Source organism: Phycicoccus duodecadis, assembly GCF_002846495.1.
GTDB classification, from domain to species: Bacteria; Actinomycetota; Actinomycetes; order Actinomycetales; family Dermatophilaceae; genus Phycicoccus; species Phycicoccus duodecadis.
In genome coordinates, this window is sequence record NZ_PJNE01000001.1 from 1,671,783 (window position 1) to 1,686,444 (window position 14,662).

Sequence of the window (14,662 nt, forward strand, 5' to 3'; positions counted from 1 at the left end):
CGTGGCCGCTCCGGGGCCACGCCCGGCCCCGTCGCCTGTGACAGCATCGGGTCCATGGTCGCGCTGCTCGAGCCCCTGCAGGCCCCGGTCGAGCCGGTCGACGCCCTGCGCCGCATCGCCTTCCTGCTGGAGCGCACCCGGGCCGGCACCTACCGGGTGGAGGCGTTCCGCAACGCCGTGAAGACCCTGCGCACCGTGGACGGAGCCGAGCTCGCGGCGCGGGCCGACGCCGGCACCCTCCAGGAGCTCGACGGCATCGGGAAGTCCACCTCGGGCGTCATCGCCGAGGCCCTCTCCGGCGAGCTGCCGGCGTACCTGGCCTCGCTGCAGGAGAAGGCCGGTGGCCCCCTCGTCGAGGGCGGCGGCGGGCTCTACGGGCTGCTGCGCGGCGACTGCCACCTGCACTCCGACTGGAGCGACGGCGGCTCCCCCATCGACGAGATGGTTCTCACCGGCGTCGAGACCGGCCACGAGTGGATGGTGCTGACCGACCACAGCCCGCAGCTGCGGGTCGCGAACGGCCTCACGGTCGAGCGGCTGCGCCGGCAGCTGAAGATCGTGGACGGCGTGAACCGTTCGCTGGCAGGGCAGTTCACGCTGCTCAAGGGCATCGAGGTCGACATCCTCGACGACGGCTCGCTCGACCAGACCGACGAGATGCTCGGCCAGCTCGACCTCGTGACCGCGTCGGTGCACAGCAAGCTGCGGATGAACGAGGGCCCCATGACGAAGCGGATGGTGGCCGCCGTCAGCAACCCCCGCGTCAACGTGCTGGGGCACTGCACCGGCCGCCTGGTCGAGGGCTCGCGGGGCGTCCGCCCCCAGTCCGACTTCGACGCCCGCGCCGTGTTCGAGGCCTGCGTCGAGCACGACACCGCGGTGGAGATCAACAGCCGGCCCGAGCGCTGTGACCCGCCCGACGAGCTGGTCGCCCTGGCCCTCGAGATCGGCTGCCTGTTCTCGGTCGACTCCGACGCTCACGCCCCGGGTCAGCTCGACATGAAGGCGTACGGCTGTGAGCGCGCCGAGGCCCTGGGCGTCCCGACCGACCGCATCGTCACCACGTGGGACGTCGACCGGGTTCGGGAGTGGGCGGCGCCGGGCTGACCGACGGGGCCGGGCGCTCGGGCGGCGGACCCCGTTTTGGTGGCACGCGCGGCGTCCCCTATGCTTTCGGAGTCCTCGACGGATCCGAGCCCGGTCTGCGTGACGACGAGGGTCCGACGAGTCGGGTCCCCATCGTCTAGCGGCCCAGGACCCCGCCCTTTCACGGCGGTAGCACGGGTTCGAATCCCGTTGGGGATACGGTCTTGCGTCACACCAAGGCCCCGTAGCGCAGTTGGTTAGCGCGCCGCCCTGTCACGGCGGAGGTCGCGGGTTCGAGTCCCGTCGGGGTCGCTCCTTCATGGAAGGGCCGGATACGTCCGGCCCTCTCGTGCAGGTCCGGCCAGGTAGCTCAGTTGGTACGAGCGTCCGACTGAAAATCGGAAGGTCGGCGGTTCGACCCCGCCCCTGGCCACCATCCCCGGATGATCGCGTCCCTCACCAGGGACCTGACGAGGCCACTCCGGCCGCGCCACCGGCTCCGACGGGGCCGTCGCGGGAGTTCACGGGACGCCCCCTCGAGGACGTCCGTCACCGGCGCGGCGCGGACGACGTATCTACGCCGCGTTCAGCCGCCAGAGCAGCGCGGCCATCTGCGCCCGCAGCCGGTCGGACGGGTTGTCCACCTCCACCCCGAGGGCGGCCTCGACGTGGCGGAGCCGGTTGGTCACCGAGCTGTGGTGCATGTGGAGCGCAGCGGCGGCCTGCCGGGCCGAACCGTGCCAGGTGACCGCGAGCAGCACCTCGATGTCCTGCTCGCCGCTGTCGGTCGCCGCCAGCGCGGCGAGCGCGCGGACGTCGGGTGTCGCGAGGGCGACGTCACGCGGCACGTGAGCCAGGGCGGCCAGCGCCCCCAGCTTCTCGTGCTCGACGATGCCTCCTCGCTGGCGCCAGACCCGGGCGAAGCGGAGGGCCACCCGCGCGGACGCCCACGAGGCGGGCGCCTGGGCCACCGGCACGGTGCACCCCACGCCGATGCCGACCGGCGCCGCACCCTGCTGCAGGGGGCCGCGCAGCCGATCCTCGATGTCGCTACCCCCTTGCAGCAGCACCACCCCGGAGACGCCCAGGACGCTTCCCCGCGCGAGGGCGCCGCCGGCCGAGGCGGCCGCGACGACGCTCCGGAGGATGGCGGTGGGCTCGCTCCCCGGTACGGAAACGGCGAGCACCGTGAGGCGCGCGGCCGGGTTCATCCCGAGCAGCCGCAGGGCCCGGCTGCGGTCCTCCTCCTGGGCGGCCGAGGCGATGACGAGCTCCACCAGCGCGGGGTCGGCGTTGGCGCCGGGAGTGTGCGAACGCCACCGGGCGGCGGCCGTCACCGCGAGCCGTTCGATGAGGACCTCGTCCAGCGGCTGGGCGCCCGGCCGCTCGAGCCACACGTGGCCGACGACGGCGTCATCGACCAGGACCGGCGCCTCGAAGGCGATCGGGTGCGTCATCGGCGGGCTCGCGGCGCCCCCTTCGTCGAACCGCAGTGTGCGCCCCGAGCTCTCGTCCCGCAGGCCGGCGGTACAGCATCCCAGCGCGGCGGTCGCCCGCAGTACGGCGTCGAGCGAGGCGCCATGGCTCAGGAGCTGGTCGAAGTACTCGATCACCCGCAGCGACGCCTCCACGTCCGGGTCGAGGTTCGAGAGCTTGAGGAGGAGGCCGCGCATGCGCGCACGCTACGACATGGATCGTCCCGGGGGAATGCTTCGGTCTCAGGCACTCCCGGGGTCCGCGCACGTGGCGGATGACGGGCCGGGAAGAGTCGACACGCGGCGGGTGACTCGGCAGGCGCCCAGGTCACAGACTCATGCGTACTCCGAGGCCACCCCGCCTCGCTTCACCACCCGGTGCGGCCGCCCCTGTGGGCCGGCCCCAATGTTAGGAGACATCGTGACTCGCAGCTTCCGACGACGTGGGCGGCCAGCACTGACAGTGTGCCTGGCGGTGGTGGCCATGGGAGTGGCCGGCTGCTCCGGTGGTTCGTCCGACACCAAGGGCACGGCGGCCGACGCCGGGTCCCCGCAGGACAAGGTGAAGATCGCCTTCGTCTCAGGGCCGCTCAACGACCCGTTCTTCCCGCCGCTCTACCAGGGCACGCAGGACGCGGCGGCCCAGCTGCCGATCGAGCTGAACTACATCCCCATCGACGAGGCGGACATCCAGGCGAGCTCGTCCAAGACGATGGAGGCCGCGATCGCCTCCAAGCCGGACGTCATCGTCGTGGGCGACTTCATCACCAACGTCGTCGACCCCCTCATCCAGAAGGCGGTCTCTCAGGGGATCCCCGTGTTCGTCAACCAGTCCGGCCAGGACAGCTGGGAGAAGGTCGGCGCCCAGGGGTTCATCGGCCAGTTCGGCCCGGACGTGGGGAACGAGGCCGCCAAGCGGTACGCGGCCGCCGGCAAGCGTGACGTCCTGTGCGTCATCAACGTCGCCGGCAACCCCTACCTCGACGCCATCTGCAAGGGCCTCGCGGACGGTCTCGGCGCCCAGGGCGCGACGTCCTCGACCTTCACCCTGCCGAGCGGGGACGGTACGGACCAGTCGAAGAGCGCTCGGGACATCAGCGGCTACCTGGCCACCCACAAGTCCGTCGACGCCGTGATGACGCTGAACAACCTCACCGGCTACGCCGCCGTGCAGGCCATGAAGCAGGCCGGCCGGCCCGCGGGTGGCGTCGCCTCGTTGGGCGTCGGCAAGCAGGCCATCGCCGCCGTCCGCTCGGGCGACATGCTCTTCCTCGTGAACGAGCAGCCCTACCTCGACGGGTACCTCGGAACGGTCTTCGCGTACACCTACGCCAAGTACGGCCTGGCTCCGGTCGGGGTCGTCAAGACCGGCCCGCAGATCGTCGACAAGACGAACGTGGACAAGATCTCGGCGGTCTTCGACAAGTACCCGAACGTGATCGGTCCGAAGTGAGCGGGCGTCCTGACAGGGGAGGCGAGGCCGGGCCTCCCTCAGGCGTCGGCGAGGCACGACGAGAGGACCCCGCGACGAGTCCTGCCGCGCTGTCGGGCGGGACCGCCGGAGCGGACGGGAACCCCGCGGCGACGCGGCCCCGCCCGGGCGTGGGACGCATCCTGCTCACCCGCCCCGAGGCCGGCGGCGCCGTGTCCGCCCTGGTGGTGTTCGTGTTCTTCGCCGCCCTGGCGGGCGGGAACGGCTTCCTGAACGCCACCGGGACGGCGAACTGGCTGAACACCGCGGCCGAGCTCGGGATCGTGGCCGTCAGCGTCGGAGCCCTCATGATCGGGGGCGAGTTCGACCTCTCGGTCGGCGCCACGGTCGGAGCGGCGTCGATCTGTGTCGGCATCGCCACCGGGGGCTACGGTCTCTCGGCGTGGATCGGCGTCCTCGCCGCCGTCGTCGTCGCCCTCGCGGTGGGGGCGGCGAACGGGCTGATCGTGGCCCGCACCGGGCTCCCGTCGTTCATCGTCACCCTCGCGACGATGATGATGCTGCTCGGGCTGTCCTTGGCCGTCAGCATCTTCGCGACCGGGTCCTCCAACATCTCGGCCAACGCGTCCGGGGTGCCGGCCGCGATCTTCGCGTCGTCCTGGAACGGCTTCGGGGTGGCCATCGTGTGGTGGGTCGTGCTGCTCCTCATCACCGCCTGGGTGATGACCCGCACCGTGTTCGGGAACTGGGTCTACGCCACCGGTGGCAACGAGCAGGCCGCCCGCCTCGTCGGGGTACCGACGAACCGCGTCAAGATCGTGCTGTTCATGGCCACGTCGCTGTCGGCGGCCGTGACGGGGATCGTGCAGACCCTGTCCCTCAGCAACGGCAACGTGACCCTCGGCGGCGCGTTCATCTTCCAGGGCATCGCCGCCGCGGTCATCGGTGGAGTGCTGCTGACCGGAGGGTACGGGTCGACGTGGGGTACCGCGTTCGGGGCCGTGACCTACGGGATCATCTCCACCGGCGTGCTGCTCCTGGGGTGGAACGCCGACCTGACACAGCTGTTCATCGGCGCACTGCTCCTGCTGGCCGTGCTCGCCAACCACCGCCTGCGCGGTTTCGTTCTGGGACGAGGGTGATCACGATGACGAACACGAACACGAACAGCGTGGGGACGGCTCCGGTCGTCGAGCTGCGCGAGGTGACCAAACGGTTCTCCGGCGTCACCGCGGTCCAGGACCTGAGCCTGTCCTTGTACGCGGGTCAGGTGCACTGTCTCCTCGGTGAGAACGGGGCCGGGAAGTCGACCGTGATCAAGCTGCTGACCGGCGTCGAGCGCCCGACGTCGGGGCAGGTGCTGATCGAGGGCGACGAGGTGGCGTTCAACAGTCCTCGCGATGCGCGCGACCGAGGGATCGCCACCGTCTACCAGGAGGTGGCGACGCTGCCGATGATGAGCGTGGCGCGCAACTTCGTGCTGGGCGCCGAGCCCACGATCGGGCGATGGCCCTTCCGGCGCATCGACGACCGAGCGGCGGAGCGGGCCGCGCTGGCCGAGCTCGAGCAGCTGGGCATCGCGCGGGTGCGGGACGGCCGGCAGCTCGTCGGCACCCTGTCCGGTGGTGAGCGTCAGGCGCTGGCGATCGGACGCGCCGTGCACTTCGGGGCCCGCGTGCTGGTGCTGGACGAGCCGACGGCCGCTCTCGGCGTCCGGGAGTCGGCCACCGTCCTGCGCCTGATCCAGGCGGTGCGCGATCGCGGAGCGGCCGTCCTGTTCATCACCCACAACGCCTACCACGCCCACGCGGCCGCGGATCATTCGACCGTGCTGAGAGGTGGCCGGGCCATCGCGCAGTTCGACCGCGGCGAGAAGTCCATCGCCGACGTCATCGAGCTGATGGCCGGCGGCGCGGAGCTGCACGCGCTCCTGACCGACTCCGAGAGGAACGTCGTCGATGACGGAGCGGGGACGATCGGTGTCTGAGGCGCCCCACCCGGTCCGCAGGTACGACCCGGAGCTGCTGGCCGTCCGTTCGACGTTGCCGACGGTGGACGCGAACGACGTCGCCGGACAGCGCCGCGCCACCGCCGAGTCGTTCCGGCACTTCCGGCGTCAGTCGGACCAGGACGTCACGATCACCGACCACGGGCTGAGTGGCTCCGGGGTGCGGCTGCGGGTGTACGAGCCGTCGCACCCGGTGCGAGGCGGCCTGCTGTGGGTGCACGGCGGAGCGTTCGTCCTGGGGTCCCCCGAGGACGACGACGACATCTGCCGCGACCTGGCCGCGTCCCACCACCAGCTGGTGGTCTCACCGGACTACCGTCTCGCGCCCGAGCACCCGTGGCCCGCGGCCGAGGAGGACTGCGCCGCGGCGCTCGCCTGGCTCGTCGCCCGCCTGTCCGAGGCCGGGGTCGCGGCCGCCCCCGCGGTCGCCGGCGCCAGCGCCGGTGGCGCCCTGGCGCTCCGTACGGCCCTCGACGCCGTCGCCACCGGGCTGTCGCTCGATCGGCTGCTCCTCACGTACCCGGTCGTCGACACCAGGCTCGGCGCCGGGTCGACGACCCGGTACGCGAAGGCTCCGGTCTTCGACGGTGAACAGGCCCGCCTGATGTGGGGCCGGTACCTGGCGACCGCGACGCCGAGCCTCTGGCGCAGCCCGTTGACCGATCCCCACCTGGGTGCGCTGCCCCTGACGATGGTCGTGACGACCGAGCACGACCCTCTGCGCGACGAGGGCCTGGAGCTGGCGATGGCCATGCTCTCGGCCGGGGTGTCGGTGGAGGTCGTGAACCTCGCCGGCACCTTCCACGCGTTCGACCGGTTCGCGGCCGAGTCCGAGCCGGCGCGGCGCCTTCGTGCAACAGTCTCCGAGTTCCTGGGACGCCCGTCACCCGTCGCCGCCGACTGGTGACGGGCTCGACACCACACCACGACACGACGAGGACCACGATGGACGCAGAACTGGCCGCCGCGCTGATCATGTTCGAGCGCGGCGACCCGGACGACATCGCTTCCGAGCGTCTGCGGTTGCGACGGCTGCACGCCGACAGCGGCGTCAGGGTGCCGGACGGCGTCGAGATCATCGACCTCGACCCTCAGCACCCGTCGGCGCCACCCGTGCGGGTGCGGATGTACCGGCCTCGCCGGCGTGAGGGCCTCACCACGTGCCTGCTGTGGCTGCACGGGGGTGCCTTCGCGTACGGCTTCGCCGAGCTCGACGACGACCTGTGCGTGCGGCTGGCCGCGGACGCCGACGCGCTGGTGGTGTCGCCCGAGTACCGGCTGAGTCCCGAGCACCACTTCCCCGCCGGGTTCGACGACTGCTACGCGACGCTCGAGTGGCTGGCGCGCGAGGCGCACCGGTTCGGTGGTGACGCGAGCGCACTGGCGGTGGGCGGGTCGAGCGCCGGCGGCGCGCTGGCCGCCGGCGTGTGCCTCAAGGCCCGCGACGAGCACGGCCCCGCGATCAGACAGCAGATCCTCGCCTGTCCCGTCATCGACGACCGACTCCAGACGGCGTCGATGCAGACGTACACCGACTCCGCCGTCTTCGACCGCCGCGAGGCGGAGCTGATGTGGCAGCGCTACCTCGGCCCGCAGCACGGGTCCCCGCCCCGCTACGCGGCTCCTGGCCGTGAGGCCGACCTCAGCGGCCTACCGCCCGCCTACGTCCTCACCGCCGCGGAGGACCCGTTGCGGGACGAGGGCGTCGACTACGCGGTACGGCTGCTGTTGGCCGGCAACACCCTGGAGCTGCACCACGTCGCAGAGACCTTCCACTCGTTCGACAGCATCGTCCCCACGGCGGGTGTCTCCCAGCGCGTGTACGCCGACTACGTGGCCGCGCTGCGGCGTTGCCACCCCGAAGCGCAGTAGCCGGCCGACAGTCGGCCGCCAGTCAGGCGACGTCGATGAACACCGGGTTGGAGTAGAACCACAGGTCGTCCCACGGCGACTCGAGGCCGTCGGCCGCCGGCTCCATCTCGTCGGTGCTGGTGCCCCGCACCCGGACGTAGCCCCTGGTGGTGACGTCGCGCAGGGTGTGGCGCACCACCCACTCCTCGCCGTGGCGGCGGAAGTCGCTGGGCCCGTAGCGGCCGACGACCTTGGTCGTGGGGTTGCTCGCCGAGTCGCGGTCGGCGACCGGCCCGGTCACGTCACCGGCGATCACGTCGACGCGGCGCACCTGCGGCCGGTCCCCGTTGCCGTTGGTGCCCTGGAGGGGGCGGAAGCGGATCTCGACCTCGACGTCGTTGTCGCGGCCGCGCTTCACCGTGACGGTCTCGCCGACGGTGGCCGCCCGCCCCGCGTGCGAGGCCGAGACGTCGAGGCTGGTGACGAGGTCACCGGTGGTGACGAAGATCCGCCCGGTGCGCAGGCCGTCCATGACGTCGGCGTAGTCCTGGCGCGCGCTGACGTAGGTCTTGGAGTACTCCCCCGGCCAGAAGTCGGAGCCGCCCCGCGTCCAGTGGACGTGGGAGTCGGAGGTCGCGGTGATCCACCACTTGCGGCCCTCGCCGAGCAGGGAGTCCCACAGGCCGCCGACGACCGCGGTCATCTGGTCGTACCCGCCGTGCGTGGGGTAGTTGCCGTACCCGCCGCGGGCGTCGCCGTTGAGGGGGCCCGCCTGGTGGCCCGGGGCACCCTCGAAGCCGACGTACACGTCGGGCGCGACGTCCTGGTTGTTGCGGAACTCGCGGGGGGTGTCCTGGCCCCAGACGCCGAGCCCCGAGGCCGAGCGCGCCGCGTGGTGCGCGATGACCAGCGGTCGCGAGGACATGCGCTGGGTGTGGTTGAGGAACTCGATCATCTTCGCCTCGGTGTCCCGCGAGGGGTCCGACGGGAAGGCGTCGAGCTTGGCGTAGCGCGACTCGAGCTCGTAGAGGAGCTGGGCCTCGTCGTCGCGTCGCGGGATCATCAGGGTGTGGTGGTCCATCTGGGGCGCGTCGAACTCCATGCCCCAGAACTGCAGGACCTCCGGCACCAGGCGCCGCGAGCGCAGCAGGTCGGGGTAGGCGAGCTCGAGGTTGACCTTCGAGTGCGTCGGGCCGCCGTGGTCGGTGCACATGACCCAGGACAGGCCGAAGTTCTTGGCCATGATCGCGTTCGTCACGATGGGGTACACCGCGTCGGCGCCTTTCGCGAACACCGGCGGGTTCTTCGAGGTGTCGAACCGGCCCGAGTACTCCGAGTGGATGTGGTGGTCGCCGGCCCGCCAGGCCCGGCCCCCCGTGCGACCCCGGCCGTGACCGGCGGCGAAGGCGGAGGCGGGGACCACGGCGGAGGCGGCCGTCAGGGTGGCCCCGACTCCCCCGTACTTCAGCAGCTGGCGGCGCGACGGCGGACCCGCCTCGGGCGCGTCGGCATCCACCGCGTCCCAGCTGTCGTGCGGCTGGTGGGGGTGCAGGTGGGCGTGGTTGTGGGCGTGGCTCATGGGGACTCGGCTCCTGGTCGGTGTCGGCGGGAAGCGGGAGCTCCATCCCACCCGCCGGTGCACACCTGTGGGTGAACTGAGAAGGACGAGTGGGCGAACATCCGCGCCTCCTGCCCTCGGGGTCGGCCGGCGTGGATGAGCCGGCGGGGGCCGCCCGGTCCTCCCCCGGGCGTGGCGCGCGTCCTCGACCACGACCCGCACCCTGAGTACCGTGGTCGGGGTCGAGACCCGGGTCACCCCTGATGCGCGGCCGTTGGACGACACGACAGGCTGGGGGCATGACGAGGATGTGGGGCGTGACGGCGCGGTGGGCCGCGGGCGCGGCCGCCGCCACGGCGGTCGTGGCGCTGGCGCTCCCGCGGGTCACCGGCACGTCGTGGGCGCCGGTCGTCGACGCCCTGAGCCGACCGAGCGCCGTGCAGCTCGCGCTGCTGGCCGCGCTGTGGCTCGCCGGGCTCTGGGTCCACACCCCCTCGCTCACCGCCGCGCTGCCGGGCCTTTCGCACCGGCGCGCCCTGGTCCTCAACCTGTCGGGCTCCTGCGTCTCGAACCTGCTGCCGCTGGGGGGCGCCGCCGGCACCGCCCTGAACTGGCGGATGGTGCGGGCCTGGGGCTTCGGGTCGGCCGCCTTCGGGCGCTGGGCGCTGCTGACCAACCTCGCCGACACCGCCGTGAAGCTGCTGCTGCCCGGGGTCATGCTCTGCTGGTTCGCGCTCTCCGGTGACGCCGGCGTGGCGCGCCTGGTCGGCCCGGGCGTGCTGGGCGTGGCGCTGCTCGTCCTCCTGCTCACGGCCGTCGTCCTGGTGGGGCGCGACGACCGGGCGCTGCGCCGGGCCGGGCGCGTCGCCGACCGCATCGTCGCCCGGCATCCGCGGCTCCCGAGCGCCCCGGAGGGCTGGGGCGAGCGAGCAGCCCGTTTCCGTTCCGAGAGCGCCGACCTCGTGCGCACCGGGTGGGGCCGGATGCTGGGCGGCAAGGTCCTCTACGCCCTGTTCCAGGCCCTGCTGCTGTGGGCGTGCCTGGCCGCCGTGGGCGCGCCGTCCGCCCCGCTGCTGGTGGCCTCCGCCTTCGTCGTCGAGCGCCTGCTGTCGATGCTCGTCATCACCCCTGGGGCCACCGGGGTGGTCGAGGTCGGGATGGCCGCGGCCCTCACCGCGCTCGGCGCCCCGGCGGCACCGGCGGCGGCGGGGGTGCTCCTCTACCGGGCCTTCGTCATCGGGATGGAGGTGCCGGTGGGCGGCCTGGTCATCCTCGGCTGGTGGCTCTCCGCCCGCCGCCGGCCCGCGGCGGGACGGCGGGACGGCGACCCCGCAGCACTCCCCCGCCGTGGAGTGCCCGTGGCCTCACTTGCTTTCGAGGTAGACGAACGAGTGTTCCTGGGCGGCCGCGACGGTCAGCGGCACCCCGGCGCCTCGTAGCAGGTCTGCGTGCTCCGCACTGATCCCCTCGTCGGCGATCGCCTGGTCGACGGTGTCGAGGTCACACACCCGCACCATGGCCGGGCCGTCGAACTTGGCCGAGTCGGCGATGAGCACGATCCGCTGCGCCGCCTTGATCAGTGAGCGCTTCACCAGTGCCTCGTGGTCGGACGCGCAGAAGACGCCTCTCTCGTTGACCCCTCCGGCGGCCAGGAAGAGGACGTCGAAGCGCTGGCCGTCGATGGCAGCGAGGGTGGCCTCCCCCGCGAAGTCCTGGGTCTCGGGGTGCAGCTCGCCGCCGAAGACATGGACCCGGACCCCGGGCTTGGTCATCAGGGCGTTGACCACGGGTACCGAGTGGGTGACCACCGACAGGCCCTGGTTCACCGGCAGCGCCCGGGCGAGCTCGAGGGCCGTGGTCCCCGAGTCGATGCAGATCGTCGATCCCGGGACGAGGAAGTTCAGCGCGACCCGTGCGATCGCCTGCTTCTCGGCGAACATCTCGGTGGCCCGGGCCGTGAAGTCACTCGGGTTGAGGACCTCCTGGGTCAGGACGGTCACGCCCCCGTGGACCTTGCGGACCAGCTCGTCCGAGGCGAGCTGCTCGATGTCCCGACGCACCGTCATCTCGGATACATTCACGGCAGCAGCGAGCTCGGTGACGGTACAGAACCCCTGGCGGGCGACGATGTCGCTGAGCAGCTGCCGGCGCGCCGCCGGCCCACGGTTCGTCACGTGCCGCGCTCCCTCCGGTCGTCGCTGTTCTGCCAGGGTGCCCCTGTCGCCGATACGTTATCGACAAAGGTGTTAACTTTCCATCAGCAGTGTTGCTTTGTTCGCAAAGATTTGTCTCCTCTGTCGGCGCCGGGAATGCACCGCGTCGGTCGGTCAGGGCGCCGCCCCTGACCCGGTGTCGGTGAACGGCCCGTCGGCGAAGACGAGACATACGGGCGAAGCGGCCGGCGCGACCTGGACCAGGTCGCCGATGACGCCGCTGTCGCCGTCGGCGGCGAAGACCGCGATGGTGTTCGACCGCTGGTTGGCCACGTACAGGCATCCCCGGTGGAAGGTGAAGTGGCGCGGCCACTCCCCCCGGGACGAGACCTCCCCGACCAGCCTCGGCATACCCCCTCGGGGAACCCGCGAGATGTCGAAGACCGCGATGGAGTTCCATCCACGGTTCGCGACGAAGGCGAAGTCCTGGTTGGGGGAGACGACGAGATGCGACGGGAAGTTCGCGACACGGCGTCCCGCGCGTGAGCGCTCTGCACCCGTCGTCACCGCTCCCACGTGCTCGAGCACCCCTGACGCCTGGGATAGGACGTGCAGACGGGAGTCCAGCTCGCCGGAGACGAGCAGCGCGTCGCCGACCCACCCCATGTGTCGGGGACCCGACCCGGCCGGGAGCCGACAGACCTCGACGAGGGCGGGAGGCGCGCTCTCGCCGCGCACGGCGAACCGAACGACCCTGTCGCCGCCCAGATCCGAGACCAGCCAGTCCTCGGACCCGTCCCGGACGCGCAGGGCCTGGTGGAAGTGCGGGGACTCCTGTCGCTCGCGGACCGGCCCTGTTCCGCCCGGCGCGGCCGTGGAGCCCGTGGGCCCCAACGTGCCGTCGGGCGCCACGACGACGGTGGCGATGCCGGCGGGCAGGTAGTTCACCAGGACGAGTCGGCGACGGGCGTCGTCCACGACGAGGTGGCACGGCAGCCCGCCCCCCGACGGGGCGCTACCGACCACCGTCAGCTTCCCCTGCGTCCGAGCGAGGCTGACGACACGTCCGTCGGGCTCCTCCTCCACCGCGAACAGGAGGCCCATACCGAGAGCCAGGAACGTCGGGTTCGACAGAGGGACGGTCGACAGGTCACCGGTCAGCGCGCCGTCGGCCCCCACGCCGCGAACCGACACGCCGGAACCGCGGCCATCCTGCGCACTCGTGTAGGACCCGACGTACAGCGTGGACGTGTTCATACCGCGCTCCCGACCCCCACTCGCTACTTGATCGACCCGGCGAGACCGCTCACGAGATACCTCTGCATGAGCATGAAGATGATGATGACCGGGATCGAGATGATGACCAGCACCGCGAACAGCGCGCCGGGCTGGCTGAGGAACGTCCCCCGGTACGCGAGGGGAATCAGCGTGAGGGGCTTCTTGTCGTTGTCGCTGATCGCCACCAGCGGCAACAGGAAGTCGTTCCACGCGATCATGGTCTGCCAGATCACGATGACCGCCAGCGCCGGGCGGGCCAGCGGGAAGTAGATGCGCCAGAACACCTGCCACGTGGTCGCGCCGTCGATCACGGCGGCTTCGAACAGCTCGCGAGGGATGGCCAGGAACGCGGTGCGCACGATGATGATGGCGAACGGCAGGCCCAGCGCCGTGTAGACCAGCACGAGCCCCAGGATCGAGTTGTACAGGTGGATCGCCTGGAGGATCTTGAACGTCGCGACGATGATGCTCGGCATGGGGAGCACCAGCGCGAGCACGAGAACGCCGAAGAGCAGCGCCTTCAACGGAACGTGCAGCCGCGCGAACGCGAAGGCGGCCATGGAGCCCAGCACCACCACGAGCACCACCGACGGGACCGTGATCAGCAGGCTGTTCACGAGGTCCTGGAAGATCGGGCTCTCCTGGAAGATGATGCCGTAGTTCGAGAAGTCGGGCTGCGCGGGCCACGTCCCGAGCAGGACGGTCGCGGGGTTGGCGGAGGGCAGGAACGACAGCCCCAGGACCAGCAGGACCGGGACCAGCCACAGGACGGCGAGCGGCGCGAGCAACCAGTGGAGCCAGCGGCCGGACGACGGCCGGCGGCGCCTCCGAGGTCGGCTCCCCGCCACCGTCCCGTCGTTCGCGAGCGTGGTGCCGGATGCAGCGGTCATCACTTCTCCTCACTGGAGATGAAGCCCGCGCCGAAGGCGCGGACCATGATGAGGGAGCTCGCGACCGCGATCACCAGGAGGACCACGCTGATCGCCGAGGCGTAACCGACGCTCTGGAGCGGGAACGCCTGCTGGAACGCGTACGTCGGCAGCATCTCGGAGGCGTGGTTCGGGCCGCCCCCGGTCAGCACGTAGACCAGCTCGAAGGTCTTCAGCGAGCCGATGATGCCCAGGAGCAGGAGCGAGAGATGGGTCGGCTTGAGCAGGGGCAGGATGATGCGGACCGTCGTCTGGAACCCGCTCGCCCCGTCGATGCGGGCCGCCTCGAGCACGCTCCGGTCGATGAGCTGCAGGCCGGCGAGGTAGAAGAGCATCGAGAACCCTGTCCACATCCACACGTTCACCAGGATCACGCCGAAGATCGCCGTGTGCGGATCGGAGAGGTAGTTCGCGCTCAGGAAGGTCAGCCCGGTGACCTTCCCCAGCGCTGCGAGCAGCCCTGAGAACGGGTCGAGGATGTGCGACCAGACGATCCCGACGACGACCGCGGAGAGGATGGCGGGAACGAAGAACACCGCCCGGTAGAGGGTGTTGGCCCGTAGCCGCCGGTTCAGGGCAAGGGCGAGGAGGAACCCCACGGCGGCCTGTGGGACCAGCGTGAGGGGGATCCACAGGGCCGAGTTCCGCAGCGTGATCATGAAGATGGGGTCGTGGAGGAGCTGGACGTAGTTGCCCAGGCCCACGGAGGTTCCGGGGTTGATGCCGTCCCACTTCAGGGTGCTCGCCTGGACGTTGTACACGATGGGGTACACGACGAACACCGCGAACAGTGACAGCGCCGGCAGCAGGAACAACAGCCCCGCCGAGCTCTCCTTGAGGGAGCGCCTCACCATGGACCTCCGATCAGTGATGGGCGTCCCGGCCCCGAAGG

13 protein-coding genes and 3 tRNA genes are annotated in these 14,662 nt (G+C 71.4%); 10 read left to right on the top strand and 6 right to left on the bottom strand.

All coding sequences use genetic code 11. The annotated features are described in order from the left end of the window. Positions 1–54 precede the first annotated feature (54 nt). From ATL31_RS07720 to ATL31_RS07735, 4 genes are all read left to right on the top strand, one after another. Positions 55–1,107: a PHP domain-containing protein gene (locus tag ATL31_RS07720; protein WP_101395260.1), complete on the top strand. Its 1,053-nt coding sequence runs from the start codon at positions 55–57 to the stop codon at positions 1,105–1,107. A 125-nt stretch (positions 1,108–1,232) separates the two neighbouring features. Then, a tRNA-Glu gene (locus ATL31_RS07725) sits at positions 1,233–1,305 on the top strand. Positions 1,306–1,324: 19 nt separating this feature from the next. Next, positions 1,325–1,398, top strand: a tRNA-Asp gene (locus ATL31_RS07730). Between the two features lie 47 nt (positions 1,399–1,445). Continuing rightward, positions 1,446–1,522 (top strand) — tRNA-Phe (locus ATL31_RS07735). A gap of 139 nt (positions 1,523–1,661) precedes the next feature. Here ATL31_RS07735 and ATL31_RS07740 read toward each other — a convergent pair. Beyond that, the gene (locus tag ATL31_RS07740) at positions 1,662–2,759 is read right to left on the bottom strand and encodes a PucR family transcriptional regulator (protein ID WP_101395261.1); all 1,098 of its coding nucleotides are present in this window, start codon (positions 2,757–2,759) and stop codon (positions 1,662–1,664) included. A gap of 286 nt (positions 2,760–3,045) precedes the next feature. Here ATL31_RS07740 and ATL31_RS16430 point away from each other — a divergent pair, with 286 nt between their 5' ends. The 5 genes from ATL31_RS16430 (at position 3,046) to ATL31_RS07765 (ending at position 7,873) form a co-directional block, all read left to right on the top strand. Then, entirely contained in the window at positions 3,046–4,014 is a 969-nt protein-coding gene (locus tag ATL31_RS16430; RefSeq protein ID WP_245862658.1) for a substrate-binding domain-containing protein, read from the top strand. Between the two features lie 149 nt (positions 4,015–4,163). Beyond that, positions 4,164–5,135 carry an ABC transporter permease gene (locus ATL31_RS07750; protein WP_158239810.1) on the top strand — a complete coding sequence of 324 codons (972 nt, stop codon included), beginning with the start codon at positions 4,164–4,166 and terminating at the stop codon, positions 5,133–5,135. Positions 5,136–5,140: 5 nt separating this feature from the next. Further along, positions 5,141–5,980 carry an ATP-binding cassette domain-containing protein gene (locus ATL31_RS07755; RefSeq protein ID WP_101395263.1) on the top strand — a complete coding sequence of 280 codons (840 nt, stop codon included), beginning with the start codon at positions 5,141–5,143 and terminating at the stop codon, positions 5,978–5,980. A gap of 64 nt (positions 5,981–6,044) precedes the next feature. Next, entirely contained in the window at positions 6,045–6,908 is an 864-nt protein-coding gene (locus tag ATL31_RS07760) for an alpha/beta hydrolase fold domain-containing protein (protein WP_158239811.1), read from the top strand. Positions 6,909–6,946: 38 nt separating this feature from the next. Beyond that, entirely contained in the window at positions 6,947–7,873 is a 927-nt protein-coding gene (locus ATL31_RS07765) for an alpha/beta hydrolase (protein ID WP_101395265.1), read from the top strand. A gap of 22 nt (positions 7,874–7,895) precedes the next feature. Here the strand turns inward: ATL31_RS07765 and ATL31_RS07770 are convergent, their stop codons facing one another. Further along, positions 7,896–9,431 (bottom strand): CehA/McbA family metallohydrolase domain-containing protein, encoded by a 1,536-nt coding sequence (locus tag ATL31_RS07770; RefSeq protein ID WP_211283984.1) that lies wholly within the window; start codon positions 9,429–9,431, stop codon positions 7,896–7,898. A gap of 278 nt (positions 9,432–9,709) precedes the next feature. Between ATL31_RS07770 and ATL31_RS07775 the strand changes: the two genes are divergently transcribed. Then, positions 9,710–10,849, top strand: a complete 1,140-nt coding sequence (locus ATL31_RS07775) for a lysylphosphatidylglycerol synthase domain-containing protein (RefSeq protein WP_158239812.1) — start codon at positions 9,710–9,712, stop codon at positions 10,847–10,849. Here the strand turns inward: ATL31_RS07775 and ATL31_RS07780 are convergent. From ATL31_RS07780 to ATL31_RS07795, 4 genes are all read right to left on the bottom strand, one after another. Beyond that, positions 10,775–11,584, bottom strand: a complete 810-nt coding sequence (locus ATL31_RS07780; protein WP_101395267.1) for a DeoR/GlpR family DNA-binding transcription regulator — start codon at positions 11,582–11,584, stop codon at positions 10,775–10,777. The two genes, ATL31_RS07775 and ATL31_RS07780, sit on opposite strands and share 75 nt — an antisense overlap. 153 nt (positions 11,585–11,737) lie before the next feature. Continuing rightward, positions 11,738–12,820 carry a lactonase family protein gene (locus tag ATL31_RS07785; RefSeq protein WP_101395268.1) on the bottom strand — a complete coding sequence of 361 codons (1,083 nt, stop codon included), beginning with the start codon at positions 12,818–12,820 and terminating at the stop codon, positions 11,738–11,740. Positions 12,821–12,843: 23 nt separating this feature from the next. Next, positions 12,844–13,731, bottom strand: coding sequence for a carbohydrate ABC transporter permease (locus ATL31_RS07790; protein ID WP_101395269.1), 888 nt, complete (start codon positions 13,729–13,731; stop codon positions 12,844–12,846). Continuing rightward, positions 13,731–14,621 carry a carbohydrate ABC transporter permease gene (locus ATL31_RS07795; RefSeq protein ID WP_158239813.1) on the bottom strand — a complete coding sequence of 297 codons (891 nt, stop codon included), beginning with the start codon at positions 14,619–14,621 and terminating at the stop codon, positions 13,731–13,733. Before ATL31_RS07795 ends, ATL31_RS07790 begins: the two co-directional genes overlap by 1 nt. Positions 14,622–14,662: the final 41 nt, after the last annotated feature.